The 24,095-nt window shown below is 67.8% G+C and carries 25 protein-coding genes and 3 tRNA genes; 24 read left to right on the forward strand and 4 right to left on the reverse strand.

The genetic code is table 11. From position 1 onward, the window contains the following. The first annotated feature begins 113 nt into the window (after positions 1-113). The 6 genes from DMC61_RS22520 to DMC61_RS22545 all read left to right on the forward strand — a co-directional run bounded on the left by DMC61_RS22520 (position 114) and on the right by DMC61_RS22545 (position 4,152). Entirely contained in the window at positions 114-2,729 is a 2,616-nt protein-coding gene (locus DMC61_RS22520; protein WP_125691101.1) for a bifunctional diguanylate cyclase/phosphodiesterase, read from the forward strand. A gap of 79 nt (positions 2,730-2,808) precedes the next feature. After that, positions 2,809-2,881, forward strand: a tRNA-Thr gene (locus DMC61_RS22525). A gap of 49 nt (positions 2,882-2,930) precedes the next feature. After that, a tRNA-Met gene (locus DMC61_RS22530) sits at positions 2,931-3,003 on the forward strand. Between the two features lie 45 nt (positions 3,004-3,048). Continuing rightward, the gene (gene rpmG, locus DMC61_RS22535; protein WP_005152047.1) at positions 3,049-3,213 is read left to right on the forward strand and encodes a 50S ribosomal protein L33; all 165 of its coding nucleotides are present in this window, start codon (positions 3,049-3,051) and stop codon (positions 3,211-3,213) included. An 88-nt stretch (positions 3,214-3,301) separates the two neighbouring features. Next, a complete protein-coding gene (locus DMC61_RS22540; RefSeq protein WP_125691103.1) occupies positions 3,302-3,751 on the forward strand; it encodes a MaoC family dehydratase N-terminal domain-containing protein in 450 nt (149 codons plus the stop codon). Further along, positions 3,748-4,152 carry a MaoC family dehydratase gene (locus tag DMC61_RS22545; RefSeq protein ID WP_016331051.1) on the forward strand — a complete coding sequence of 135 codons (405 nt, stop codon included), beginning with the start codon at positions 3,748-3,750 and terminating at the stop codon, positions 4,150-4,152. Before DMC61_RS22540 ends, DMC61_RS22545 begins: the two co-directional genes overlap by 4 nt. 75 nt (positions 4,153-4,227) lie before the next feature. Here the strand turns inward: DMC61_RS22545 and DMC61_RS22550 are convergent, their stop codons facing one another. Next, the gene (locus DMC61_RS22550; protein WP_125691685.1) at positions 4,228-5,160 is read right to left on the reverse strand and encodes an SGNH/GDSL hydrolase family protein; all 933 of its coding nucleotides are present in this window, start codon (positions 5,158-5,160) and stop codon (positions 4,228-4,230) included. Between the two features lie 118 nt (positions 5,161-5,278). Between DMC61_RS22550 and DMC61_RS22555 the strand changes: the two genes are divergently transcribed. After that, a complete protein-coding gene (locus DMC61_RS22555) occupies positions 5,279-5,494 on the forward strand; it encodes a hypothetical protein (RefSeq protein ID WP_063274312.1) in 216 nt (71 codons plus the stop codon). 37 nt (positions 5,495-5,531) lie between these two features. Here DMC61_RS22555 and DMC61_RS22560 read toward each other — a convergent pair whose 3' ends face one another. After that, positions 5,532-6,428: a TIGR03619 family F420-dependent LLM class oxidoreductase gene (locus tag DMC61_RS22560; protein ID WP_125691105.1), complete on the reverse strand. Its 897-nt coding sequence runs from the start codon at positions 6,426-6,428 to the stop codon at positions 5,532-5,534. Then, positions 6,425-7,654: a pyridoxal phosphate-dependent aminotransferase gene (locus DMC61_RS22565; RefSeq protein ID WP_125691107.1), complete on the reverse strand. Its 1,230-nt coding sequence runs from the start codon at positions 7,652-7,654 to the stop codon at positions 6,425-6,427. The genes DMC61_RS22560 and DMC61_RS22565 overlap by 4 nt, the downstream gene beginning before the upstream one ends. A gap of 206 nt (positions 7,655-7,860) precedes the next feature. On the opposite strand from DMC61_RS22565, the gene DMC61_RS22570 reads away from it, so the two are divergent. The 6 genes from DMC61_RS22570 (at position 7,861) to DMC61_RS22595 (ending at position 11,494) form a co-directional block, all read left to right on the forward strand. Continuing rightward, positions 7,861-7,933: transfer RNA gene (locus tag DMC61_RS22570), tRNA-Trp, on the forward strand. A gap of 27 nt (positions 7,934-7,960) precedes the next feature. Continuing rightward, positions 7,961-8,413 carry a preprotein translocase subunit SecE gene (secE, locus tag DMC61_RS22575; RefSeq protein ID WP_007031001.1) on the forward strand — a complete coding sequence of 151 codons (453 nt, stop codon included), beginning with the start codon at positions 7,961-7,963 and terminating at the stop codon, positions 8,411-8,413. A gap of 76 nt (positions 8,414-8,489) precedes the next feature. Beyond that, entirely contained in the window at positions 8,490-9,344 is an 855-nt protein-coding gene (nusG, locus tag DMC61_RS22580; protein WP_016331056.1) for a transcription termination/antitermination protein NusG, read from the forward strand. Positions 9,345-9,422: 78 nt separating this feature from the next. Then, positions 9,423-9,857: a 50S ribosomal protein L11 gene (rplK, locus tag DMC61_RS22585; RefSeq protein WP_005152062.1), complete on the forward strand. Its 435-nt coding sequence runs from the start codon at positions 9,423-9,425 to the stop codon at positions 9,855-9,857. 81 nt (positions 9,858-9,938) lie between these two features. Then, a complete protein-coding gene (gene rplA / locus DMC61_RS22590) occupies positions 9,939-10,652 on the forward strand; it encodes a 50S ribosomal protein L1 (protein WP_016331057.1) in 714 nt (237 codons plus the stop codon). Between the two features lie 77 nt (positions 10,653-10,729). Beyond that, positions 10,730-11,494: an alpha/beta fold hydrolase gene (locus tag DMC61_RS22595; RefSeq protein WP_125691108.1), complete on the forward strand. Its 765-nt coding sequence runs from the start codon at positions 10,730-10,732 to the stop codon at positions 11,492-11,494. A gap of 126 nt (positions 11,495-11,620) precedes the next feature. Here DMC61_RS22595 and DMC61_RS22600 read toward each other — a convergent pair whose 3' ends face one another. Continuing rightward, positions 11,621-12,466 (reverse strand): hypothetical protein, encoded by an 846-nt coding sequence (locus tag DMC61_RS22600; RefSeq protein ID WP_125691110.1) that lies wholly within the window; start codon positions 12,464-12,466, stop codon positions 11,621-11,623. A gap of 329 nt (positions 12,467-12,795) precedes the next feature. Between DMC61_RS22600 and rplJ the strand changes: the two genes are divergently transcribed. From rplJ to DMC61_RS22655, 11 genes are all read left to right on the forward strand, one after another. Further along, on the forward strand, positions 12,796-13,347 hold the full coding sequence (rplJ, locus tag DMC61_RS22605) for a 50S ribosomal protein L10 (RefSeq protein WP_034304192.1): 552 nt from the start codon (positions 12,796-12,798) through the stop codon (positions 13,345-13,347). A gap of 48 nt (positions 13,348-13,395) precedes the next feature. Further along, complete coding sequence (gene rplL, locus DMC61_RS22610; RefSeq protein WP_125691112.1) at positions 13,396-13,782, forward strand: 50S ribosomal protein L7/L12; 387 nt, start codon at positions 13,396-13,398, stop codon at positions 13,780-13,782. A gap of 508 nt (positions 13,783-14,290) precedes the next feature. Continuing rightward, positions 14,291-15,460 (forward strand): ABC transporter ATP-binding protein, encoded by a 1,170-nt coding sequence (locus DMC61_RS22615; RefSeq protein ID WP_125691114.1) that lies wholly within the window; start codon positions 14,291-14,293, stop codon positions 15,458-15,460. A 38-nt stretch (positions 15,461-15,498) separates the two neighbouring features. After that, positions 15,499-16,251, forward strand: coding sequence for an ABC transporter permease (locus DMC61_RS22620; protein ID WP_020633292.1), 753 nt, complete (start codon positions 15,499-15,501; stop codon positions 16,249-16,251). 3 nt (positions 16,252-16,254) lie between these two features. Beyond that, complete coding sequence (locus DMC61_RS22625; protein WP_016331063.1) at positions 16,255-17,091, forward strand: ABC transporter permease; 837 nt, start codon at positions 16,255-16,257, stop codon at positions 17,089-17,091. Then, positions 17,088-18,425, forward strand: a complete 1,338-nt coding sequence (locus DMC61_RS22630) for an MCE family protein (protein WP_125691116.1) — start codon at positions 17,088-17,090, stop codon at positions 18,423-18,425. Before DMC61_RS22625 ends, DMC61_RS22630 begins: the two co-directional genes overlap by 4 nt. Continuing rightward, positions 18,422-19,453: an MCE family protein gene (locus DMC61_RS22635; RefSeq protein WP_016331065.1), complete on the forward strand. Its 1,032-nt coding sequence runs from the start codon at positions 18,422-18,424 to the stop codon at positions 19,451-19,453. The genes DMC61_RS22630 and DMC61_RS22635 overlap by 4 nt, the downstream gene beginning before the upstream one ends. Further along, on the forward strand, positions 19,450-20,436 hold the full coding sequence (locus DMC61_RS22640; protein ID WP_125691118.1) for an MCE family protein: 987 nt from the start codon (positions 19,450-19,452) through the stop codon (positions 20,434-20,436). The genes DMC61_RS22635 and DMC61_RS22640 overlap by 4 nt, the downstream gene beginning before the upstream one ends. Continuing rightward, positions 20,433-21,611 carry an MCE family protein gene (locus tag DMC61_RS22645; protein ID WP_125691120.1) on the forward strand — a complete coding sequence of 393 codons (1,179 nt, stop codon included), beginning with the start codon at positions 20,433-20,435 and terminating at the stop codon, positions 21,609-21,611. The genes DMC61_RS22640 and DMC61_RS22645 overlap by 4 nt, the downstream gene beginning before the upstream one ends. Beyond that, on the forward strand, positions 21,611-22,813 hold the full coding sequence (locus DMC61_RS22650) for an MCE family protein (protein WP_125691122.1): 1,203 nt from the start codon (positions 21,611-21,613) through the stop codon (positions 22,811-22,813). Before DMC61_RS22645 ends, DMC61_RS22650 begins: the two co-directional genes overlap by 1 nt. Continuing rightward, on the forward strand, positions 22,813-24,078 hold the full coding sequence (locus DMC61_RS22655) for an MlaD family protein (protein WP_072028946.1): 1,266 nt from the start codon (positions 22,813-22,815) through the stop codon (positions 24,076-24,078). The genes DMC61_RS22650 and DMC61_RS22655 overlap by 1 nt, the downstream gene beginning before the upstream one ends. Positions 24,079-24,095: the final 17 nt, after the last annotated feature.

The raw sequence follows: 24,095 nt of genomic DNA on the forward strand, positions 1-24,095 counted from the left end.
ATCTCATACTGTCTCGAATGGGACTTGGGTACGCCCTCCGGGGTACTGTATTGCCCTCGTCCCCGAGGTCGCGGTAGGACAAGACCGGTTGGGCAGCCGGGAAGGAAGGTCGGATGCCGGACACGAACGGCAGGCCCGGGAGCGCCGCACAGGCGGCTGCGGGCAAGGGAGGCGCCGTTACGGAGGCTCGTACCGACGAGCGACGGTTCCGCGTCTACACCTTCGCGGTACTCACCATGGGCATCGCCGCCGCGGCCGCGGTCAGCCTCTGGCTGGACTTCGAGGCCTCGGACGATCTGCTGTGGATCGGGCCGATCCTCGCCCTCGCGTTCCTGCTCGCCGAACAGCTCGGCATCAACGTCGACGTCCGCAGCGGCATCTCGTGGACGATATCGTTCACCGAGATCCCGCTGGTCATCGGATTCTTCGTCGCTCCCTTCGAAGTCGTGCTCGCCGCGCATCTCGCGGCGGGGATCGGAACACTGCTGGCCCGCAAGGTCGCCGGCCGCGTGCTCTACAACGCCGGCGCGTTCCTGCTGGAGATCACCGGCGCGTTCGCCGTGGCAGGACTGGTGAAACAGGCCTCCGGTGCCCACGACATGACCTGGATCGCCGCGCTGGCCGGGACTTTGACCGCGCCGCTGGTCAGCACGCTGCTCGCGCTCGCCGCCGTCCGCGTGCTGCGCCGTCGCATGCGGGTGAGCACCGCGATCCGGCTGACCGGCCGCATCCTCGTCGTCGGCTTCGTCAACGCTTCGGTCGGTCTTTCCGGATATTTGGTCATTTCCGGGACGCCGAAGGCCTGGCCGCTCGTGCTCGCCGTCTTCCTCGGCCTCACCGCGCTGTACTGGGCGTACTCCGATCTACTGCGCGAGCAGCGCGACATGGAAGCGCTGTCCGACGTCAGCCTGATGGTCGCGCGCTCCGGTCAGCAGGCCGCCGCACGGCCCGCCGGGCGCGCGGACGAACTCGTCGGCGGCGTGGACGTCCGCGAATGGGCGACCATCGCCGAACGCATCAAGGACCAGCTCGCCGCCGGCCGCGTCGTGCTGAGGCTTCGGCTGGAGCCGAAGGACACCATGCGGATGGTCGTCGCGGGCGACGAACTGCCGCCGGTCGACCCGGCCGCCGACGACCCGCTGCTGCGCCTGCCCGGCGCGCACGTCCGCCACTTCCGGATCACCGAAGCCAATCCCGACGTCCGCTCCGCGTTGCTCGATCGCGGCGCGCAGGAGGCGCTGGTCGTCCCGCTGCGCAGCGCGAACCAGCTCCTCGGCGTCGTCGAAGCGCACGACCGGCTGAGCCGCTGGCGTGGGTTCGGCAAGTACGACGTCCAGTTGCTCGGCACGATGGCCAGCCACCTCGCGACGTCGCTGGACAACCGGCGCCTGCTCGCGACCCTGCGCCACGACGCGTACCACGACCCGCTGACCGGCCTGCTCAACCGGCCGGGCTTCCGCCAGGTCGCCAAGGAACCGTTGCGGGAACAGGTCGACGCGGTCGTGCTCCGCGTCGATCTGGACGTCTTCTCCACCGTCAGCGACGCCCTCGGCTACGTGTGGGCGGACCGGATGGTCATCGCCGCGGGCCGCCGGATCCGCGACGCGCTCGGCCCCGACGTCCCGCTCGCCAGGCTCGAAGGCGCGTCGTTCGCGGCGCTCCTCGTCGGCTGCGCGCCGGAACGCGCCCAGGCCGCCGCGGAGCTGCTTCGCGCGGAACTCGTCGCCCCGTACCCGGTGGACCGGCTCTCCGTCGAAGCCAACGCGATGATCGGCTACGCCACTTCGTCGGCGGAAGACGACGACCAGGTCGACGTCGACGGGCTCCTGCAGCGCGCCGACGTCGCCGTCCGCGCGACCAAGGACGGCGAAGAGGTCCGCGGCTACATGGCCAGCATGGGCCAGATCTTCATGCGCCGGTTCCAGATGGTCACGCAGTTCCGGCAGTCGCTCGAAGAAGGCCAGCTGAGCGTCCACTACCAGCCGAAGATCACCTTGCCGAACCGGCAGATCCAAGGTGTCGAGGCGCTCGTCCGCTGGGTGCACCCGGAGTTCGGCAGGCTGGGCCCGGACGAGTTCGTCCCGGCGATCGAAGCGGCCGGCCTCATCGGCGTCCTGACGTCGTTCGTGCTCGAAGAGTCGTTGAAGCGCGTGCGCAAATGGCTCGACGAGGGCCTGCGCATCTCCGCCGCGGTGAACCTGTCCGTGCGGAACCTGGCCGACGAGGACTTCCCGACGAAGGTCGCCCGCGAACTCGACCGTTTCGGCATCCCGCCCGAGCTGCTCACCTTCGAGCTGACCGAGTCCGGTGTGATGTCCGACCCGCAGAAGGCGCTGCCGATCCTGCGGGAGTTGCACTCGCTGGGCATCGTGCTCGCCGTCGACGACTTCGGCACCGGCTATTCGTCGCTGGCGTACCTGCGGCAGCTCCCGGTCGACCAGGTCAAGATCGACAAGAGCTTCGTCCTCGGCATGGGCACCGACCTCGGCGACCTCGCGGTCGTGCGCTCCATCGTCGAGCTGGGCCATTCGCTCGGCCTCACGGTCGTGGCGGAGGGCGTCGAGGAGGACGTCGCGCGGGATCAGCTCGAAGCGATGGGCTGTGACGTCGCGCAGGGCTACCTCATCTCGCGCCCGCTGCCCGAGGACCGCCTCGAGGCGTGGCTCCAGGCTCGGACGGCGCGTTCGCCCGGACGCCACTCCGAGACCGTCCTGACCCTGTTGACCTGAGGTTTTGCGGTAACGTACCCCCCTGTTTCAGCCGCCCGCGAGGACTTGCTAATCTTTCCAAGTCCTCGCGAGAGGCAAGGCCCCTTTAGCTCAGTCGGCAGAGCGTTTCCATGGTAAGGAAAAGGTCTACGGTTCGATTCCGTAAAGGGGCTCAGAACCTCAGCCGCGTCACGCAAGCGTGTCGCGGCCAGGTTCATGTAAGGCGGTGTAGCTCAGCTGGCAGAGCAAGCGGCTCATAATCGCTGTGTCGCCGGTTCAAGTCCGGCCACCGCTACGCGGTAATCCTGGGTATCCCAGGCCTAGTAGAGAAGGAAATGCTGTGGCTGCCACTGACGTGCGACCGAAGATCACGCTCGCGTGTGAGGAGTGCAAGCACCGCAACTACATCACCAAGAAGAACCGGCGCAACAACCCGGATCGCCTGGAGATGAAGAAGTTCTGCCCGAACTGCGGTACGCACCGGACTCACAAAGAGACCCGCTGAGCGTCTAGCGGTTCTACCTGTCTTACCCGAAGCCGCCCTGGTCACCAGGGCGGCTTCGGGTATTTTTCGGGTTCGGTAGCCTGCTCGGGTGGCCTTGGACCAGTCGTTCACCGGGCGGGTGTACCCGCCGACCAGTACCTATGAAGTGAGTCGCGAGAAGATCCGGGAGTTCGCCGACGCGCTCGGCGACGCGAACCCGCTCTACCGCTACCCCGAAGCGGCGAAGGCGGCCGGCTACCCCGACGTCATCGCGCCGCCGACGTTCCTGACGATCATCAACCTCGCCTCGATCAACGCGATCGTCTCGGACCCCGAGCTGGGGCTCGACTACTCGCGGATGGTCCACGGCGATCAGCGGTTCACCTACACGCGGCCGGTGCACGCGGGCGACGTCCTGTCGCTCACCACGCATATCGACAACATCATGGCCCGCGCCGGGAACGACTTCATCAACCTGCGCGCCGAGATCTCCGGCGCCGACGGCGGCCTGATCGCCACCACGAACGCCCAGCTCGTGGTCCGAGGGGAGGACGCGTGAGCACGTTCACCGTCGGGGAAGAACTGACGCCGCTGACCATCGACGTCACCCGTGACCAGCTGGTGCGCTACGCCGGCGCGTCGCTGGACTTCAACCCCATCCACTGGAACGAGGCCTTCGCCAAGGAGGTCGGCCTTCCCGACGTCATCGCGCACGGGATGCTGACCATGGCGCTCGGGGCGCGGCTCGTCACCGACTGGCTCGGCGACCCCGGCCGCCTCGTCGACTACTTCGCGCGCTTCACGCGCCCCGTGGTCGTGCCGAACGAGGGCGCGGCGACGATCGAGTTCACCGGGAAGGTCGCCGTGGTCAACGACGACGGCACCGCCCGCGTCGACATCACCGCCAAGTTCGAGGGCAAGGCCGTCCTGGGCAAGGCGCAGGCGGTCGTCCGCAACTGACGTCCGGGGGAGCAAGGGACCTTTGCTACCACTCGCTTAGCGTGCCTAAGTAAGTGGTAGCAAAGGTCCCTTGCTCTACGCGAGCTTGAGCAGCTTCTCGAGGACCTCCGCCATCCCTTGCGCACCCCGGGCGTTCGGGTGCAGCGGTGCCGCGGGCACCGACGGAGTGGGGCCTTCGACCCAGCGCCGGTTCGCTGCGCTGCACATGTCCCGCCCCTTGCTCGCGGTCGACATGTCGGCGAAGCCCGCTTCGTGCGCCTTCGCCGTGTCCTGCAATGCCGTGTTCAGTCGTTTCAGCGAGTCCCGGAAGTAGGCCACGTCCCCCGCACCGACCGGCAGGACGGGCCAGCAACCGCCGTCGTCGTCCGGAAGCACTGTCGGGTACCCCACGACCACGATGCGCGCCGAAGGGGCCTTCGCGCGGATCTGGTCCAGGATTCCACCGAGCCGGTCCGCCGCGGCGGTGATCCGTTCGGCGAGCTGGTCGCGTCCGCCCGCGGTCAGCTGGGTCTTACAGGGCGAAGCGGTCTGCACCTGCGTCGCGCACTGGCTCGCGAAGCCGGCGAAGCCCACGTCATTGCCGCCGATACCGACGGTCACCAGCGTCGTGTCGCCGTCGACGGCGTCGAGCTGGGGAGCGTTCGTGCCGTCGCGGGTCTTCTGCTCGCCGGTGAGGTGCTCGGTCGTGGCGCCGCCGCAGCTGACGTCGACGAACTCGGCCGGACGCAGCTTCGCGGCGAGCAGGCTCGGGTAGTTGTTGTCCGAGCGATCGCAGCCCGCCGGCGCGCCCGCGGGCCGCCCGGTGCCCGGCGAGGCCGTGTAGGAGTCGCCCAGCGCCACGTACCGGCCCGTGCCGTCCGAAGTGGTGACGCCCGCCGGTGTCACCGCCGTTCCACGATCCCAAAGGTGGTAGGCGATCCCCAGGACGGACAGCACGATCACCAGGAAGAGGCAGCCGCCGCCCGTTCTCCGCTGCGTCACCCGTTCGTTGTACGCGACCTGGGTCACGTTTGTCATCGGTCCGGTCGTCGGTGAACGACGCGTGAACGGGTGATCTCCGGTTGCCTGAGACGTGGATCACGTTCAGGGTGGTGCCCGTACCTGCCCCGAGGAAAGGCGAAATCACGTGAGCCTGAACTTGAACAAGCTGGTGGACAAGGCGTGGGAGGACAAGGGGATCAGCGAGCTGCTGGACGCGCCGCCGTCCGCGCTCGAAGGCCTGACCAAGAAGCACGACGAACTCCTCGCCGAGCTCAAGATCAAGACCATCCGGGACCTCGGCAACTGGAAGTACGCCGCGAAGGCCCACGCGCTCGTCCAGCTCGCCGACGGCCAATCCTGACCTTCTGAAGGCCCTTCCCGGCGAACGGGGAGGGCCTTCAGCCGTTCGGGAGCAGGTCGCGCAGTTCGGCGGCGAGATCGAGGGCGTGCGTGACGTCCCGCGCGAGGTAATGCGGGTCGACGAAGGCCTCGGCGATCCCGGTTTCGGCGGCCGCCTCCAGCTGCGCCGCGACGTCCTTGAGGTCAGTTCCCGGTTTCGGGTTGATCCGCAGTACCCGTCGCAGCTCGCCGGGGTCGCGGCCCGCCTTCTCGGCCGCGGCCACCACGGTCTCCCAGAGCTTCGCCAGATACGGCGCGGGAAGTCCCGCCGGAAGCCAGCCGTCCGCGCGACGGCCGACGCGATCCAGGGCCACCGGGGACAGTCCGCCCAGCAACACCGGCGGATGCGGGCTCTGCGCCGGTCGCAGCCCCACCTTCGACGCCGGGATCCGCCAGCGTTCTCCTTCGTGTTCGACCGGATCGCCGGTCCAGAACTTCCGGAGGACGTCGAGAAGCTCCTCCAGTTGCCCGCCGCGCCCCTTCCAGGGCGTGCCCGTCGCCGTGTACTCGTCGCGGAGCCAGCCGATGCCCAGCCCGACGTCCAGACGGCCACCGCTGACCTGATCCAGTGAAGTGAGCATCCTGGCGAGCACCACGGCCGGATACACCGTCCCGGTGAGCGTGCTGGTGCCCAGCCGGACCTTGTTCGTGACGCTCGCGGCGACGGTCAGCAGGATCAGCGGATCGGCGAAGGTGACGAACTCGGGCGGGTACGGCCGTTCCGGTGTGCCGCCGGGGTAGAAGTCCGACGGAGAGACCGGCGCCAGCACCCGATCCCCGACCCACAGGGACTCGTACCCGAGCTCCTCGGCCGCCGCGGCGAAGCCGGTGACGGCGTCCATCGACGCGAGGGGACCGTACTGCGGAAGAGCGATTCCCAAGCGCACCACGGTCACCGTGCTTCCGCGAGCAGACGGCCCATCCTGGTGATCCCTTCGGCGAGATCGTTTTCGTCCAGCGCATAGGAAATCCGGAAATACCCCGGCGTCCCGAACGCCTCGCCGGGCACCACGGCGACCTCGGCCTCACGCAGGATCAGATCCGCCAGCGCCACCGTGTCCGCCGAACGTTCACCACGGATCTCCTTGCCCAGCAAGGCTTTCACCGACGGATAGACGTAGAAAGCGCCGAGTGGCACCGGAGTCTCGACTCCCGGGATCTCGGAAAGCAGCGACAGCGCCTTCTTTCGCCGTGCGTCGAATGCTTCGCGCATCGCGAAAACGGCGTCGAGTGGTCCGCTCACCGCCGCCAGCGCCGCGCGCTGTGCGACGTTCGAAACGTTGCCGCACAAGTGGGACTGGTACGCCGTCGCCGCCTTGACGACGTCCTGCGGACCGAGCAGCCAGCCCACCCGCCAGCCGGTCATCGAGTACGTCTTCGCGACCCCGTTGAGGACGATGGTCCGGTCGGCGAGCTCCGGGACCAAGACCGGCATCGAGGGCGCTTCGGCGCCCTCGTAGACCAGGTGCTCGTAGATCTCGTCGGTGATCACCCAGAGGTTGTTTTCGTGCGCCCAGCGCCCGATCGTCTCGACCTGCTCACGCGGGTACACCGCGCCGGTCGGGTTCGACGGCGACACGAACAGCAACACCTTCGTGCGCGGCGTCCTGGCGGCTTCGAGTTGCTCGACGGTGACCAGGTAGCCCGTCGTCTCGTCCGCCGTGACCTGCACCGGGACGCCGCCGGCCAGGGCGATCGACTCCGGGTACGTCGTCCAGTACGGCGCCGGCAGCAACACCTCGTCGCCGGGGTCGAGCAGCGTCGCGAACGCCGAGTAGACCGCCTGCTTGCCGCCGTTGGTCACCAGGACGCGCCCGGGATCGACCTCGAACCCGGAGTCGCGGACGGTCTTCGCCGCGATCGCCTCGCGCAGCTCCGGCAGCCCGCCCGCGGCGGTGTAGCCGTGATTGACCTTGTCGCGGACCGCCGCTTCGGCGGCTTCGAGCACGTTGGCCGGGGTGGGGAAGTCCGGCTGCCCCGCGCCGAACCCGATCACCGGACGACCCTGCGCCTTGAGCTCCCGGGCCTTCGCGTCGACGGCCAGCGTGGCCGACGGCGTGATGCCGCCGATGCGGGCCGAAACGCGAGCGGCGGGCGAAGGCGAGGGTGCGGGAGCGCTCATGGCGACATCGTGGCACGATCATGGGGTCGGCCGTGGGGGAGTTTCCCCGCGGAAGGCTGCTCCGCGCCGCTTTGAGGGGCGCGGTTGCGAAGCTGTTCGGGGGTTGCCGTAGACTTCTGGTCTCGGAACGCACTACGGTCATCCCCGCCACGGCGGTGGGGACGATGGAATGCGTCCTCGGGAGCTCCAGAGCATCGGGGCTCCAAAGGGGTGTAGCTCAATTGGCAGAGCAGCGGTCTCCAAAACCGCAGGTTGCAGGTTCAAGTCCTGTCACCCCTGCGTAAGCGAACTGGTGAAGGCGGAGGAGTGGTCGTGAGCGACAGCGACGCCAGCGGTGAGAAGGCGCAGGACGGCGCCGGGCAGAAGCCCGACGAGCAGTCCCGCCCGGTGACCGCCGCTGCCCGGCGTGAGCGCCGTGCGTCCGCGCGCCCGTCCGGTAAGGCCGACGCCAAGTCGGACGACAAGACCCGCCCCGCCGGCAAGGCGAAGGCCGGGGACAAGACCGAGAAGTCCAAGGACGCCAAAGGCACGGCGACCCCGAAGCGCGACCGCAAGCCGAAGCAGGCGTCGATCTTCGCCCGGCTCATGCGCTTCATCCGTGAGGTCTGGGCCGAGCTGCGCAAGGTCATCTGGCCGAACCGCAAGCAGATGGTCACCTACACCGCGGTGGTGCTGGTCTTCGTGGTGTTCATGGTGGCGCTGGTGAGCGGCCTCGACCTGGCCTTCAAAGAGGTCGTCGGTGCCGTCTTCGGCAGCTGAGGCAGCCGTTCGCGGTGCTTGAGGGCATCGCACGGTGGCCTGCGCCACGGCAACCGATCAACTGAGAGGACGGAACGTGACCTCCGAGAACGGCACAGCAGCCGGTCATGAGCTGACCGAGCTTTCCGACGAGCAGGTGCACGCGGCACTCGGCGACGAGCAGTCCGAGCACCTGGACTCCGTCGAGGTGCCCGCCGCAGGCGACGAGGTCGACGAAGCCGGAGATGTCGCGGAGGCCGACGAGGCGTCCGTCGAGACCGACGACACCGAGGACGACGACACCGCCGCCGAGCCCGAGGCCGACGAGGACGTCGACCCGGTCGCCAAACTGCGCGCGGAACTCAACGCCGCTCCCGGTGAGTGGTACGTCGTGCACTCGTACGCGGGTTACGAGAACAAGGTGAAGACCAACCTCGAGACCCGGACCCAGACGCTGGACGTCGAGGACTACATCTTCCAGATCGAGGTCCCGACCGAAGAGGTCACCGAGATCAAGAACGGCCAGCGCAAGCAGGTGCAGCGCAAGGTGCTGCCCGGCTACATCCTGGTCCGCATGGACCTGAACGACGCCTCGTGGAGCGCGGTGCGCAACACGCCGGGTGTCACCGGGTTCGTCGGCGCCACGTCGCGTCCGTCGCCGCTGACCGTGGACGAGGTGCTCAAGTTCCTCGCGCCCAAGGTCGAGACGGCCGCCCCCGCCAAGCCCGGCAAGGGTGAGGCCGCCGCCACCGAGTCGCCGCTGGGTGCCCCCGCGGTCGAGGTGGACTTCGAGGTCGGCGAGTCGGTCACCGTCATGGACGGCCCGTTCGCGACGCTGCCCGCGACGATCTCCGAGGTCAACGTGGACGGACAGAAGCTGAAGGTCCTGGTGTCGATCTTCGGCCGGGAGACCCCGGTCGAGCTGTCGTTCAACCAGGTCTCCAAGATCTGACGGCCGCCAGACGGCCGGCAGTCCCCGCGTACTGGCAGGTGTGCGGGGGACTCAAGTCAGTAAGAAGGAACAAACGAAATGCCACCCAAGAAGAAGAAGCTTGCGGCGATCATCAAGCTGCAGATCAAGGCGGGTGCGGCCAACCCCGCGCCGCCGGTCGGCCCCGCGCTGGGTCAGCACGGCGTCAACATCATGGAGTTCTGCAAGGCCTACAACGCCGCGACCGAGTCGCAGCGCGGGGACGTCGTCCCGGTCGAGATCTCCGTGTACGAAGACCGCACGTTCGACTTCAAGCTCAAGACGCCGCCGGCCGCGAAGCTGCTGCTGAAGGCCGCGGGCGTGGAGAAGGGTTCCGGCGAGCCGCACAAGACCAAGGTCGCCAAGGTCACCTGGGACCAGGTCCGCGACATCGCGAAGACCAAGGAATCCGACCTGAACGCGCACGACATCGACCAGGCCGCGAAGATCATCGCCGGCACCGCCCGCTCGATGGGCATCACGGTCGTCGACTGAGTTCCACCCCGCACCACCGTGGGAGAGCCAGTGCTGGCTCCAACACCACACTGATCCGTTGAAGAGTTAAGGACAGAAGCAATGCCCAAGCACAGCAAGGCCTACCGTCAGGCTCTTGAGCTGGTGGACCGCGAGCGGCTCTACGCCCCGCTCGAGGCCGCGAAGCTGGCCAAGGAGACCTCTTCCAAGAAGATGGACGCCACCGTTGAGGTCGCCATGCGCCTCGGTGTCGACCCTCGGAAGGCCGACCAGATGGTCCGCGGCACCGTGAACCTGCCGCACGGCACCGGTAAGACCGCCCGCGTCATTGTTTTCGCCGTTGGTGACAAGGCCGCCGAGGCCGAGGCCGCCGGCGCGGACGTGGTCGGCACCGACGAACTGATCGAGCGCATCCAGGGTGGCTGGCTCGAGTTCGACGCCGCGATCGCGACGCCGGACCAGATGGCGAAGGTCGGCCGTATCGCCCGCATCCTCGGCCCGCGTGGCCTGATGCCGAACCCGAAGACCGGCACCGTGACCCCCGCGGTCGCGAAGGCCGTCTCGGACATCAAGGGCGGTAAGATCAACTTCCGCGTGGACAAGCAGGCCAACCTGCACTTCGTCATCGGCAAGGCCTCGTTCGACACCGAGAAGCTGGTGGAGAACTACGCGGCCGCGCTGGACGAGATCCTGCGTGCCAAGCCGTCGTCGGCGAAGGGTCGCTACCTGAAGAAGGTCACGATCTCCACGACGATGGGCCCGGGTGTCCCGGTCGACCCGGCCCGCACCCGCAACCTCCTCACCGAGGACGCGTGAGTCTGAGTTAGACATCACTGAGAAGGGGGCGGTCCCGCTACGGCGGGGCCGCCCCTTTTTCGTGTTTGCTGGAGGGCATGCCTACCTTCGCGTCGTTCGACGGGCTTCAGCTGAGCTACACCGTCTGGGAAGGCGGTGGGCGTCCGGTACTGCTGCAGCACGGTTTCGCCGCGGACACGAACGCCAACTGGATCGCTCCCGGCGTCGTCGACACGCTCCAGGACGCGGGGCTGACCGTGATCAGCCTGGACGCGCGCGGCCACGGGCGGTCGGCGAAACCGCACGACGAGGCGAGCTACGGCGACGACGCGATGGTGCGCGACGTGTCGGCGCTGCTGGACACGCTGGACCTCGACGAGGTGTCGATGGTCGGCTACTCGATGGGCGCGATGATCGCGCTCGGGGCGGTGGCCGCGGACCCGCGGATCCGGTGCCTCGCGATCGGCGGGGTCGGGTCGGGGATCGTCGACTTCGGCGGCGTCGACACCCGCATCGTCACGCCTGAGGCGATCAGCGAGGCTCTGCTCGCTTCGGACCCTTCGACGCTCCCGCCGTCTTCGGCGCCTTTCCGGGCGCTGGCCGACGCGTTGCGGGCGGACCGGATCGCGCTGGCGGCCGTCGCCCGCGGTACGGCGAATCCGAAACTGGACCTGACGGCGATCGCGGTGCCGACCCTGATCCTCGCCGGGGACACCGACCCGCTGGCCGCGGAACCCGAACGCCTTGCCGCCGCCATCGCCGGCGCCCGCCTCGTCCGCGTCCCCGGTGATCACATGGCCGCCGTCATGCACCCCGCCTTCGGCTCCGCCCTTACCGGCTTCCTGACCGCGCACGACCTCTGACGCGACCTGCGTTTCGCGGGCTAATCGCGATCCGGCGTGCGCACTTGCGTTTCGCGGGCTAAACGCGATCTGCGGCCGACCTGCGTTTAGCCCCCTAATCGCGATCCGGGGGTGAAGACGCGCAGGTCAGTTGCCGGTGGGCGGGGCAGGGCAGGGGGTGGGAGAGTTCGCGTGCCCGGTGATCAGCCACTGACCCATCTCGACTTCCTGCAAGGTGAAGCTGCCCAGCAGAGGGCCGCCGCGGATGTTGTACCAGCACGAGTGGATCGTCAGGTTCTGCCGCGGGACCACGCTCGACATCGGGCGAACCGCGTAGATGTACGGCGTGATGTCGGTGACCTTGGCGTTCAGCGCCGGGACGGCGGTCGCGCAGTCCGGATAGCCGAGGTCGCGGGCGAACTGGGCCTGCGCCTGTTCGCTCATCGACAGGCAGACCTTTTCGACGCGGGTGGCGGGCGGGTACGGCTTGCCGATCGTGTCGTAGATGGCCCGCACGGCCTCCCACGGGTTGGTCGACAGCACCTGGTTGGTGCGGTGCTTGCCGCCGCCGCCCTGGACGAACGTCGCCGTGTCCTCCCCGGCGTCGCTGGGGAAGATCTGCCGGTAGGCGATGGTCGCGCCGATGCAGATCAGCAAGATCACGATGATCCAGGCGAGGAGCTTCCCGCCCAGGCGCCGCAGCCAACGCGGCATGCGCGGGCGAGGGGCAGGCACGAGCTCGCCGGGCGGCGGTCCCGGAGGCGCCGGCGGCTGTCCTCCGTAGTACTGGGTCGCGGGCTGCGTGGTCTGTGACGGCACGAGGCCCTGCTGCTGCGCCTCGGTGAACTTCAGATAGTCCTGGAACTGCTGAAACTGCTGGAACTGGCGCAGTTGCTCCTCATCCAGCCGGGGCGCGGGCTGACCTCCCGCCTTGGGCTCGATGTCCGTGCCGGGCTCACTGCCCGGCTTTCCGTCATCACGCTGCTCCGCCACGTCACCATGATGCCTCGCGAGGCCCCCGGCGCACTCCGCCGGTCGCGTTTAGCCCGCTAAACGCGATCTGACAGGGGGGCCGTGCGGAGGGCGGAAGAGGGTCACGTACTCTTGTCAAGGTTCTACCGAAGACCGCTGGTCTTCTCCTGGTCATACGGCCTGGAGAACGAAGGCCCCGCTAGGGCGGGCGACCCGCGCAGGAGGAACGAGGCTCGCCCACGACGCACGTCGTCGTGTGCCCTGACGCCCCGCGCCTGTCTGCGCCGGGGCGTTTCGTCGTTTCAGGGCTCTCAAGGCCAGTGGACCACTAGCCAAGAGAGGAGGCGACCATGGCGAAGCCCGACAAGGAGGCGGCCGTCGCCGAGATCGCGGAGAGCTTCCGCAGCAGCTCGGCCACAGTCGTTACCCAGTACACCGGCCTCTCCGTGTCCCAGCTGTCCCAGCTGCGCCGCGCTCTCGGCACCAATGCCAAGTACCGGGTCGCGAAGAACACCCTCGTCAAGCGTGCCGCCACGGACGCCGGCATCGAGGGTCTCGAGGACCTGTTCGTCGGCCCGACCGCGATCGCCTTCGTCGAAGGTGAAGCTGTTGACGCCGCGAAGGCGCTTCGCGACTTCGCGAAGGACAACAACGCGCTTGTGATCAAGGGCGGCTACATGGACGGCAAGACGCTGTCCGTGGACGAGATCACCAAGATCGCCGATCTCGACAGCCGTGAGGTCCTGCTCGCCAAGGCGGCGGGCGCGTTCAAGGCGAAGCTGTCCCAGGCCGCCGCGCTGTTCCAGGCGCCGGCGTCCCAGGTCGCTCGCCTGGCTGCCGCGCTGGAGGAGAAGCAGCGCAACGCCGGTACCGAAGCAGCCGAAGCACCCGCCGAGAGCTGAACACCCCCACCCCCGAACTTTTAGTTCGTTTCAGAGAGGAAAGCCACCATGGCGAAGCTGAGCACCGCCGAGCTGATCGACGCCTTCAAGGAGCTCACCCTTCTTGAGCTGTCCGAGTTCGTGAAGGAATTCGAGACCACCTTCGACGTGACCGCGGCCGCCGCGGCTGCCGTCGTCGCCGCCGCCCCGGGTGCCGCCCCGGCCGCGGCCGCCGAGGAGCAGGACGAGTTCGACGTCGTCCTCGAGTCCGCCGGTGACAAGAAGATCCAGGTCATCAAGGTCGTCCGTGAGGTCGTCTCGGGTCTGGGCCTGAAGGAGGCCAAGGAGCTGGTCGAGGCCGCTCCCAAGGCCCTCCTGGAGAAGGTCGACAAGGAGGCCGCTGAGGCCGCCAAGGAGAAGCTCGAGGCCGCGGGCGCCAAGATCGCCATCAAGTGATCTCGGGCGCGTCAGCGCCTACCGCAGCACCGTCGAAGGGGCGGGCATCCACACGGGTGCCCGCCCTTCGCTGTCTCCAGCCCGCGGCCCCGACCTGCGTTTAGCCCCCTAATCGCGACGCGTAGCAAGGCTAAGCATTTTGGCGCGTCCAGGACGCCGGATCGCGTTTAGCCCGCGAAACGCGATCCGGTGCGGGAGGAGGGTGGCGTGGGGGCTGACCTGCGTTTAGCCCCCTAATCGCGATCCGGCCTGGGCCGGGGCAGGTCGTGGATCTGCGCACCGGAGTGACGTGCACTACGGTGCTGCAAGCGGTGCACGGGCAGGCGGCGGGCTGTGCGAAAAGTTACCCGCGGGTCTGGCCAGAAAAGAAAACTGGTGAGTAACCTGTTCGCACTCAGCTCGTTGCACCTGGTTGACGCGGGTATCGCTGCGCGAACGCATGCGTCCTCTCGGGCCAGTGGCACGGGAAGGCAGTGCGCGACGACGCGGAACAGCTCCTGGAGGTGCGATGGGTGCCGAGGTGGTCATCGAAGGTCTTTCCAAGTCCTTCGGTAAGCAGGCCATCTGGCGGGACGTCACGCTGACCCTGCCTCCGGGCGAGGTTTCGGCGATGCTCGGTCCGTCCGGAACCGGTAAGTCCGTCTTCTTGAAGTCGATGATCGGTCTGCTCAAACCGGACCGCGGCCGCTGCATGATCAACGGCGTCGACATCGTGACGTGCTCCGAACACCAGCTCTACGAGGTGCGCAAGCTCTTCGGCGTCCTTTTCCAGGACGGCGCGCTGTTCGGCTCGATGAACCTCTACGACAACGTGGCCTTCCCCCTGCGGGAGCACACGAAGAAGTCGGAGACCGAGGTCCGCCGGATCGTGCTCGAGAAGCTCGAGATGACCGGTCTCAACGGCGCCGACAAGAAGCTGCCCGGCGAGATCTCCGGTGGTATGCGCAAACGCGCCGGTCTCGCCCGCGCCCTGGTGCTGGACCCCCAGATCATCCTGGTCGACGAGCCGGACTCCGGTCTCGACCCGGTCCGCACCACCTACATCTCCCAGCTCTTCCTCGACGTCAACGCGCAGATCGACGCGACGTTCCTGATCGTCACGCACAACATCAACCTCGCCCGCACCGTCCCGGACAACCTGGGCATGCTCTTCCGCAAGGAACTGGTCATGTTCGGCCCGCGCGAGGTGTTGCTGACCAGCGAGGAGCCGGTCGTCAAGCAGTTCCTCAACGGCAAGATGGACGGCCCCATCGGCATGAGCGAGGAGAAGGACTCGGCCCAGCTCGCCGCGGAGCGCGCGATGTTCGAGGCCGGTCACCACGCGGGCGGTGTCGAGGACGTCAGCGGGGTGCCGCCGCAGATGCAGCCGACGCCCGGCGTGCCGACCCGGATGGGCGCGGTCCGCCGCAAGGACCGCGTCATGCAGATCCTGCACGGCCTGCCGCCCGAGGCACAGCAGAGCATCATCGAGTCGCTCTCCCCGGAGGAGCAGCAGCGCTACGGCGTCCGCCCGCAGCGCCTCGCGACCGCCGGCCACCGGTCGGCGCCCGCCGAGAGCTCGATCCCGAACCACCACCAGGGCCAGCTGCCCGACGACCAGGTCGCCCACATCCCGCACCCCGGGAGAGCCGGCAACCACCGCTTGCGGCCACAAGATCCGGGGTCAGGTGGCGCGTGAGCTCTTCCGCTTCATCGGCGAAGATCCCCGGGATCGGCATGTTGCGCGAGACCGGGAACCTGTTCGCTCTCGGCCTCGACATCGTTCGTGGCATTTTCCAGCGCCCGTTCCAGTTGCGGGAGTTCATCCAGCAGGCCTGGTTCATCGCGAGCGTCACGATCCTGCCGACCGCGCTCGTCGCGATCCCGTTCGGCGCGGTCATCTCGCTGCAGTTCGGTTCACTCGCCCGCCAGCTCGGCGCCCAGTCCTACACGGGCGCCGGGTCGGTGCTGGCCACCGTGCAGCAGGCCAGCCCGCTGGTCACCGCGCTGCTGGTCGCGGGCGCCGGCGGTAGCGCGGTCTGCGCCGACATCGGTGCGCGGACCATCCGCGAGGAGATCGACGCCATGGAGGTGCTCGGCGTCTCCGCGGTGCAGCGGCTGATCGTGCCGCGTGTGCTCGCGATGATGCTGGTGGCGCTCCTGCTGAACGGCATGGTCAGCGTCATCGGCGTGCTCGGCGGGTACTTCTTCAACGTCGTCCTCCAGGGCGGGACGCCGGGTGCGTACCTGGCGAGCTTCTCCGCGCTGGCCCAGCTGCCGGACCTCTGGGTCGGCGAGCTGAAGGCGCTGATCTTCGGCTTCATCGCCGCGGTCGTCGCCTCCTACCGGGGACTGAACCCGTCCGGCGGCCCGAAGGGCGTCGGCGACGCGGTGAACCAGTCGGTCGTCATCACGTTCCTCATGCTGTTCGTGGTGAACTTCGTGATCACGCTGATCTACCTGCAGATCGTGCCCGGAAAGCTGGACTGACGCATGACCTTTCTCCAGGGCGCCAAGCGGGTCGCCAACCGTCCTTTGCAGACTCTGGACAACCTCGGTGACCAGATGTCGTTCTACGGCCGCGCGTTGCTATGGACGCCGAGGACGCTTCGCCGCTACATGAAAGAAGTCCTGCGGCTGCTCGCCGAAGTGAGCTTCGGTTCCGGCTCGCTCGCCGTCATCGGCGGCACGGTCGGCGTGATGGTCGGCCTGACCCTGTTCACCGGTGTCCTCGTCGGTCTCCAGGGCTACTCGGCGCTGAACTCGATCGGCACCTCGGCCTTCACCGGCTTCCTGACCGCGTTCTTCAACACCCGCGAGATCGCCCCGCTGGTCGCCGGCCTCGCGCTTTCGGCGACCGTCGGCGCCGGGTTCACCGCCCAGCTGGGCGCGATGCGGATCTCCGAGGAGATCGACGCGCTCGAGGTCATGGGCGTGCCGAGCCTGCCGTACCTGGTGACCACCCGGATCATCGCCGGTTTCGTCGCGGTCATCCCGCTGTACGTCATCGGCCTGCTGAGTTCGTATCTCGCGTCGCGGTTGGTCGTTATCTACATCTACAACCAGTCAGCGGGTACCTACGACCATTATTTCGACCTGTTCCTGCCACCACAGGATGTGTTGTATTCGTTCATCAAGGTGCTGTTGTTCAGCGTCTTGATCATCCTGTCCCATTGCTATTTCGGATACCGGGCCTCCGGTGGCCCCGCCGGTGTCGGCGTGGCCGTCGGTAAAGCGGTCCGGCTGAGCATCGTCACGGTGTCCATCATGAACTTCTTCATCGGTTTCGCGATCTGGGGAACCGACGTCACGGTGAGGATCGCAGGATGATCGCGACAATCCGGCGCAGGCTGCTGGGCCTGCTTCTGGTCGCCGTGCTCATCGGCGGGGTGGCGCTGAGCATCGCGCTGTACCAAAAGGCGTTCACGCCCGTCGTCAGTGTGAAGCTCCAGTCGGGCAACATCGGGAACCAGTTGCTGAAGCAGTCCGACGTGAAGGTCCGCGGGCTCATCGTCGGTTCGGTCAAGGACATCGCCGCGACCCCGGACGGTGCCGAGCTCACGCTCGCGCTGAATCCGGAGTCGGCGAAACTGATCCCGCAGAACGTTTCGGCGCGATTCCTGCCGAAGACGTTGTTCGGTGAGCGTTTCGTTTCCCTCGAGATCCCGGACACGCCGTCGGAGAAGCCGATCGCGGAAGGCGACGTGATCACCCAGGACCGCACGTCCGGCGCGGTCGAGCTGGAGCAGGCCTTCGCCCATCTGATGCCGGTCTTGCAGGCCGTCCAGCCGCAGAAGCTGTCGAGCACGCTTTCGGCGATCTCCACCGCCCTCAACGGCCGCGGTGACCAGCTCGGCGACACGCTCGCGCAGCTCGGTGACTACGTCGGGCAGCTGAACCCGCACGAGCCGAAGCTCCAGCAGAACCTCAAAGAGCTCGCGAAGTTTTCGGACAACCTCGACGCCGTCGCCCCGGACCTGGTGCAGACCTTGGACAACCTGAGCACCACCACCCGCACCGTGGTGGACCAGAAGCTGAACCTGGCGAACCTCTACGGCAGCGTCACCCAGGCTTCGGTCGATCTGCAGACGTTCCTCCAGAACAACGCCGACAACCTGATCCGGCTCGCCGACACCGCCCGCCCGACGGCGGAGCTGCTGGCGAAGTACGCGCCGTCGTACCCCTGCGTGATCGGGCAGATGGCGGACAACCTGCCGAAGATCGACAAGGCGCTCGGCAAGGGCACCGACCGGCCCGGTCTGCACGCGACCATCGAGGTCACCGTCAACCGCGGGCCGTACCTGCCGGGCAAGGACGAGCCGCGGTTCGAGGACAAACGCGGCCCGCGCTGCTACGACCTGAAGCAGTTCCCGGACCCGTTCCCGCAGTACCCGCCGGACGGCCCGATCAAAGACGGCAGCACGGTCAAGCCGCCGGCCCGCTCGGCGAACGACGGCCTTTCGCCTTCGAACGGCTTCGCGAACGTCGGCGGTTACAACGGCGGGGGAGCGCCCGGCGGTAGCCCCTCCTACAGCGCGTCCGAATCGGACTTCCTCGCGCAGCTGGTCGCCCCGCAGGTCGGCATGGCCGCCTCGGACGTGCCCGGCTGGGGCTCGCTGCTCGTCGGCCCGCTCTACCGGGGAGCGGAGGTGCACGTCAAATGAGGGGATTGCTCGCTCCGCTGCTCAAGCTGTGCGCCTTCATCGTTGTCACCGTGCTGTTCACGACCATCCTCGGGATCAGCATCGCCAACGTGAACACCACCAGCACCAACGCCTACAAGGCGCGGTTCAGCGACGCCACCCTGCTGCTGCCCAACGACGACGTCCGCATCGCCGGTGTCCGGGTCGGACAGGTCAAGGACGTCCGCATCGTCGACCGGCGCCAGGCCGAGGTCGAGTTCGAGGTGGACGCCGGCCGCAAGCTGCCCGCCGGGGTCACCGCGCAGATCAAGTTCCGGAACCTGGTCGGCCAGCGCTACGTCTCGCTCGGGCAGGGCACCGACTCCTCCGGCAAGACCCTGGAGCCCGGCGGGAACATCCCGCTGGAGCGCACCACGCCCGCGCTCGATCTGACGCAGCTGTTCAACGGGTTCAAGCCGCTGTTCACCGCGCTCAACCCGGACGACATCAACAAGCTGTCCTACGAGGTCATCCAGGTCCTGCAGGGCGAGGGCGGCACGGTCGAAAGCCTGCTGAAGCACACCGCGTCGCTGGCCACCACGATCTCCGACAAGGACAAGGTGATCGGCGAGGTCATCGACAACCTGAACTCGGTGCTCACCACGGTCAACGCGCACACGCCGCAGCTGAACGACCTGATCGTCAGGCTGCAGCAACTGGTCTCCGGGCTGGCCGCGGACCGCGAGCCGATCGGCGACGCCATCGACTCGCTCGGCACCCTGGCCAAGACGACCTCCGGTCTGCTCGGCGAGGCCCGCGAGCCGCTCAAGCAGGACATCGCCGCGCTCGGCACGCTGTCGAAGAACCTCAACGACAACCAGCCGCTCGTCGAGCACTTCATCCAGTTCCTGCCGCAGAAGGTGACGGCGCTGACCCGCACCGCCGACTATGGCTCCTGGTTCAACTTCTTCGCCTGTGAGATGACGGGAGCCGTCGCCCTGCCTCCGCTGATCAACGAGCCGATCAACCTGCCGCTGCTGCCGGTGAACCGGGCGAGGTGCACGGCATGAAGTCGTTCCAGAAACGCAATCCGATCCCGATCGCGCTGGTCGGCATCTCGGTGCTGCTGCTCGGTTTCATCGCCGCGCTGAACTCCGAAGACCTGCCGGTGATCGGCGGCGGCACGACGTACTCCGCCGATTTCAGCGAGGCTTCGGGCCTGCAGGAGGACAACGACGTCCGGGTCGCCGGCGTGAAGGTCGGCAAGGTCTCCCAGATCAAGCTCGACGGCGACAAGGTCCGGATCTCGTTCAAGGTCAAGGACGCCTGGCTGGGCGACAAGACCAGCGCGGCCATCAAGATCAAGACCGTGCTGGGCCAGAAGTACCTGGCGCTCGACCCGCAGGGGCAGCGCACGCTCGACCCGAGCGCGACCATCCCGCGTGAGCGCACGATGTCGCCGTTCGACGTCCTCGACGCCTTCCGCGGCCTTTCGCAGACCGTCGACGACATCGACACGACGCAGCTGGCGAAGAGCTTCGACGTCATCACGGAGACCTTCGCGGACACCCCGGCCGACGTGAAGGGCGCGCTGACCGGCCTTTCCCGCCTCTCGGACACCATCGCCAAACGTGACTCGCAGCTGGCGAGCCTGCTCGCGAACACGCGGCAGGTCTCGCAGACGCTCGTCGACCGCGACGCCGAGTTCCAGAAGCTGCTGGCCGACGGCAACAAGCTGCTCGGCGAGGTGGCCAAGCGCAAGGAGGCGATCTCCGCGCTGCTGGACGGCTCGCGCAACCTCGCCACCCAGCTCAAGGGCCTGGTCGACGACAACGACGCGCAGCTCGACCCGGTGCTCACCCAGCTCGACCAGCTGACCTCGATGCTCCAGCGCAACCAGGACGCCCTCGGTCAGGGCATCGCGCGGTTCGCGCCGTTCATCCGGGTGTTCACGAACACGATCGGCAACGGCCGCTGGTTCGACAACTACATCTGCGGACTGGTCCTGCCGTCGTTCGGCCCGATCAACGACAAGGGGTGCTACGAGAAATGAGTACCCGTCTCGGTTCCAGCCTCGCGCGCGGCTTCACCATCGCGATCGTGCTCGCGCTGGTCGTCGCCGGCGCGCTGTGGTGGACGCTCAAGGACGCCGGCCGCAACCACGTGACCGCGTACTTCGCGGGCACCGTCGGCCTCTACGAAGGCAACAGTGTCCGCATGCTCGGCGTGGACATGGGCACGGTCACCAAGATCCAGCCGATGGGCAACCAGGTCCGCGTCGAACTCGAATACGACCGTTCGGTGGCGGTGCCCGCGGACGCGAAGGCGATCATCGTGTCGCCGTCGCTGGTCAGCGACCGCTACGTGCAGCTCGCCCCGGCCTACAAGGGTGGCCCGCGGATCGCCGACGGCGCCGTCATCGGGCTCGACCGCACCGAGGTGCCGCTGGAGGTCGACGAGCTCGCCGCCAGCCTGTCCCGGGTCAGCAAGTCGCTCGGGCCCAACGGTGCCAACAAGAACGGTTCGCTGTCGAACCTGCTCGACACCGCCGCGAAGAACTTCGACGGCAACGGGCAGGCGCTGCACGACACGATCACGAAACTCGGCCAGGCCGCGGGCACGTTGTCGGGCAACAAGGACGACCTGTTCAAGACCGTCGAGAACCTCGGCTCCTTCTCGCAGACGCTGGTGAACAGCGACAAGCAGGTCCGCGACTTCGAACGGCAGCTCGCCGACGTCAGCGGATTCCTCTCGGGGGAGCGGGAGAACCTCTCGGCGACGGTGAAGCAGCTGTCGGACACGCTCACCGCGGTGCAGGCGTTCATCGAGAAGAACCGCGACCGGCTCAAGTCCAATGTGGACAAGCTGGCGAGCGTGACCAAGGTGCTCGTCGACCAGCGCGGCGCGCTCGCCGAGATCCTCGACGTCGCCCCGGTCGGCCTCGGGAACCTGGTCAACACCTACAACGCCTCGTCGGGCACGCTCGACGCACGGGCCAACCTCAACGAGCTCACCCAGCCGCCGCTGGTGATGGTATGCAACCTGCTCAAGCAGACCCCAGACGCGCTAGACGCGCTGGGCGACGCGTGCAAGGGCGTCGCCGGGCTCGTCGACGGGCTGGTGCCGTTGCCGTCGATCGCGCAGGTGATCCAGTCGTCGCAGGCGGGCCAGCTGCCGCCGCTGCCGCTCCCGATCGCGGGGCAGCTCTACGGAACGGCGGCCAAGTGATGAGGAAGTCTTTGGTTCTGGCGGCCGTCGGCACGGTCACGGCGCTGACGTTGAGCGGCTGCGGGTTCAGCGGGATCTACGACGTCCCGCTGCCCGGTGGCGCCGAACTCGGCGACCACCCGTACACGGTCAAGGTGCAGTTCCGCGACGTGCTCGACCTGACCCCGCAGGCCGGGGTGAAGGTCAACGAGGTCGCCATCGGCCGCGTCGAAGCGATCGGCCTGACCCAGGACGGCTGGAACGCCGAAGTCACCCTCCGGGTCAACGGCGACGTGAAGCTGCCGGCGAACGCGCTCGCCAACGTCAAGCAGTCGAGCCTCCTCGGCGAGAAGTACGTCGAGCTGGCCGCCCCTCCCGACGGACAGGGCAAGCTGGCCGACAACGCGGTGATCCCGCTGGCCCGCACGAACCGCAGCGTCGAGGTCGAAGAACTGCTCGGCGCGCTTTCGCTGCTGCTCAACGGTGGCGGGGTGGAACAGCTCAACACCATCACCAAGGAGCTCAACAACGCCACCACCGGCCGCTCGCCGGAGCTCAAGGCGCTGCTGAACAACACCAACGAGCTGGTCACGAACCTCGACAAGCAGTCCGCGAACATCACACGGGCGCTCGACGGGCTGAACCGGCTCTCGCTGACGCTGAACGGCCAGAAGGACAAGCTGGTCGGCGCGGTCGACAACCTCGGCCCCGGTCTCGGCGTGCTGGAGCAGCAGCGCGGCCAGCTGGTGACGATGCTGAACGCGCTCAACCGCCTTTCCGGTGTCGCCGTCGACACGGTGAACAAGAGCAAGGAAGACCTCGTCGCCGACCTCAAGGCACTGCAGCCGACGCTGCAGAAACTCGGCGAGGCGGGCGCGGACCTGCCGAAGGCGCTGGAGATCCTGTTGACCTTCCCGTTCAGCGACGCCGCCTACGACGGCGTCAAGGGCGACTACTTCAACCTGTTCGCGAAGATCGACCTGAACCTGAACGAGATCCTCAAGAACCTCGGCCGCAGCCGGGAGAACCCGCTCAAGGACGTCGTGCCGGTGCCGGGTCTGACCGGTGGCACCGAGGGGCCGGGGGAGAATCCGCCGCTGCCGATCCCGGACAGCGTCGGCGGTGTCGCCGGTAGCCAGGCCGGCGCGCCGCAGGGCGGCGGGCAGCCGCAACAGACCGGACCCGCCGGTATCTTCGGCGTGCTTTCGGGAGGTGCCGGCTGATGCTGGTCCGTAGGACGAAGATCCAGCTGGTCGCGTTCGCGATCATCTCCGTGGTCGCCATCGTGTACGCGCTGATCCGGTTCGCCGGGCTCGGCCAGGTCTTCGGCGACGAGGGCTACACGGTGAAGCTGCAGCTCAAGCAGTCCGGCGGCATCTTCACCAACGCCGAGGTCACGTACCGCGGCTTCAACATCGGGCGGGTCGGCGAGCTGCGCCTGACCAAGACCGGGCTGGAAGCCGACCTCAACATCTCGCCGGACGCCCCGCAGGTGCCCGCCGATCTCGACGCCGTCGTCGCGAACCGGTCGGCGGTCGGCGAACAGTTCGTCGACCTGAAACCCAAGAGCGACAAGGGACCGTTCCTGAACGCGGGTTCGGTCATCCCGGCCGACAAGGTCAAGACGCCGGTGCCGACCGAGCAGCTCATCGGCGACCTCGACAGCCTCGCGGCCTCGGTGCCGACCGACTCGCTGCGCAAGGTCGTCGACGAGTCGTACAACGCCTTCAACGGCACCGGCCCGGACCTGCAGCGGCTGCTCGACACCGCGCGGAGCTTCACCACGACCGCGCAGGAGTACCTGCCGCAGACGGTCCAGCTGCTGGAAAAGGGCGGGCAGGTCCTCGAAACGCAGAACGAGATGTCGAGCTCCATGAAGTCGTTCAGCGCGGACCTCAACAAGCTCTCGGGCACGCTGAAGAACTCCGACGCCGACATCCGGAAGCTGATCGGGATCACTCCGCAGGTGGCGAACCAGATCAGCTCGGTGCTCGCCGAATCCGGGCCGGGGCTGGGTGCGCTGACGGCGAACCTGCTCACGACGTCGAACCTGCTGGTGACCCGGCTCGATGGGCTCGAACAGGGCCTGGTGACGTACCCGATGCTGGCCGCCGGCGCCAACACCGTCGCCAACGACGGCACCGCGCATTTGGGGCTCGCGCTCAACCTGTTCAACCCGCCGTCGTGCACCAAGGGCTACATGGGCCTGGACAAGTACCGCGAAGGCACCGACACGACGCCTCGCGCGCCGAAGGACGACGCGTACTGCGCCGAGCCGAAGGGCAGCCCGATCAACGTGCGCGGTGCGCAGAACGCGCCGTACAACGGGGTCCCGCAGATCCCGTCGGAGGGCGACGTCGCGGCGAACGCCGGCCGCTCGGCCGAGGAACTGGCCAGCCTGCGCGCGGCGCAGGGCATGCCGAGCGTCCTGCAGAGCCCCGGGGTCAGCCTGCCCACCCTCGGCACGCTGCTGGGCCTGCCCGGCTGAGCCCGAGACCGTATACC

Origin of the sequence: Amycolatopsis sp. WAC 04169 (assembly GCF_003947535.1) — a bacterium.
Taxonomy (GTDB): domain Bacteria; phylum Actinomycetota; class Actinomycetes; order Mycobacteriales; family Pseudonocardiaceae; genus Amycolatopsis; species Amycolatopsis keratiniphila.

What these genes read in the sequence shown, in the direction of transcription:
- DMC61_RS22645 (WP_125691120.1), top strand. Translation starts at nt 20,433, where the DNA reads ATGAGTACCCGTCTCGGTTCCAGCCTCGCGCGCGGCTTCACCATCGCG.
- DMC61_RS22615 (WP_125691114.1), top strand. Translation starts at nt 14,291, where the DNA reads ATGGGTGCCGAGGTGGTCATCGAAGGTCTTTCCAAGTCCTTCGGTAAG.
- DMC61_RS22620 (WP_020633292.1), top strand. Translation starts at nt 15,499, where the DNA reads ATGTTGCGCGAGACCGGGAACCTGTTCGCTCTCGGCCTCGACATCGTT.
- DMC61_RS22565 (WP_125691107.1), bottom strand. Translation starts at nt 7,654, where the DNA reads ATGAGCGCTCCCGCACCCTCGCCTTCGCCCGCCGCTCGCGTTTCGGCC.
- DMC61_RS22595 (WP_125691108.1), top strand. Translation starts at nt 10,730, where the DNA reads ATGCCTACCTTCGCGTCGTTCGACGGGCTTCAGCTGAGCTACACCGTC.
- DMC61_RS22640 (WP_125691118.1), top strand. Translation starts at nt 19,450, where the DNA reads ATGAAGTCGTTCCAGAAACGCAATCCGATCCCGATCGCGCTGGTCGGC.
- rplJ (WP_034304192.1), top strand. Translation starts at nt 12,796, where the DNA reads ATGGCGAAGCCCGACAAGGAGGCGGCCGTCGCCGAGATCGCGGAGAGC.
- rplK (WP_005152062.1), top strand. Translation starts at nt 9,423, where the DNA reads ATGCCACCCAAGAAGAAGAAGCTTGCGGCGATCATCAAGCTGCAGATC.
- DMC61_RS22635 (WP_016331065.1), top strand. Translation starts at nt 18,422, where the DNA reads ATGAGGGGATTGCTCGCTCCGCTGCTCAAGCTGTGCGCCTTCATCGTT.
- DMC61_RS22655 (WP_072028946.1), top strand. Translation starts at nt 22,813, where the DNA reads ATGCTGGTCCGTAGGACGAAGATCCAGCTGGTCGCGTTCGCGATCATC.
- DMC61_RS22630 (WP_125691116.1), top strand. Translation starts at nt 17,088, where the DNA reads ATGATCGCGACAATCCGGCGCAGGCTGCTGGGCCTGCTTCTGGTCGCC.
- DMC61_RS22520 (WP_125691101.1), top strand. Translation starts at nt 114, where the DNA reads ATGCCGGACACGAACGGCAGGCCCGGGAGCGCCGCACAGGCGGCTGCG.
- rplL (WP_125691112.1), top strand. Translation starts at nt 13,396, where the DNA reads ATGGCGAAGCTGAGCACCGCCGAGCTGATCGACGCCTTCAAGGAGCTC.
- DMC61_RS22625 (WP_016331063.1), top strand. Translation starts at nt 16,255, where the DNA reads ATGACCTTTCTCCAGGGCGCCAAGCGGGTCGCCAACCGTCCTTTGCAG.
- rplA (WP_016331057.1), top strand. Translation starts at nt 9,939, where the DNA reads ATGCCCAAGCACAGCAAGGCCTACCGTCAGGCTCTTGAGCTGGTGGAC.
- DMC61_RS22650 (WP_125691122.1), top strand. Translation starts at nt 21,611, where the DNA reads ATGAGGAAGTCTTTGGTTCTGGCGGCCGTCGGCACGGTCACGGCGCTG.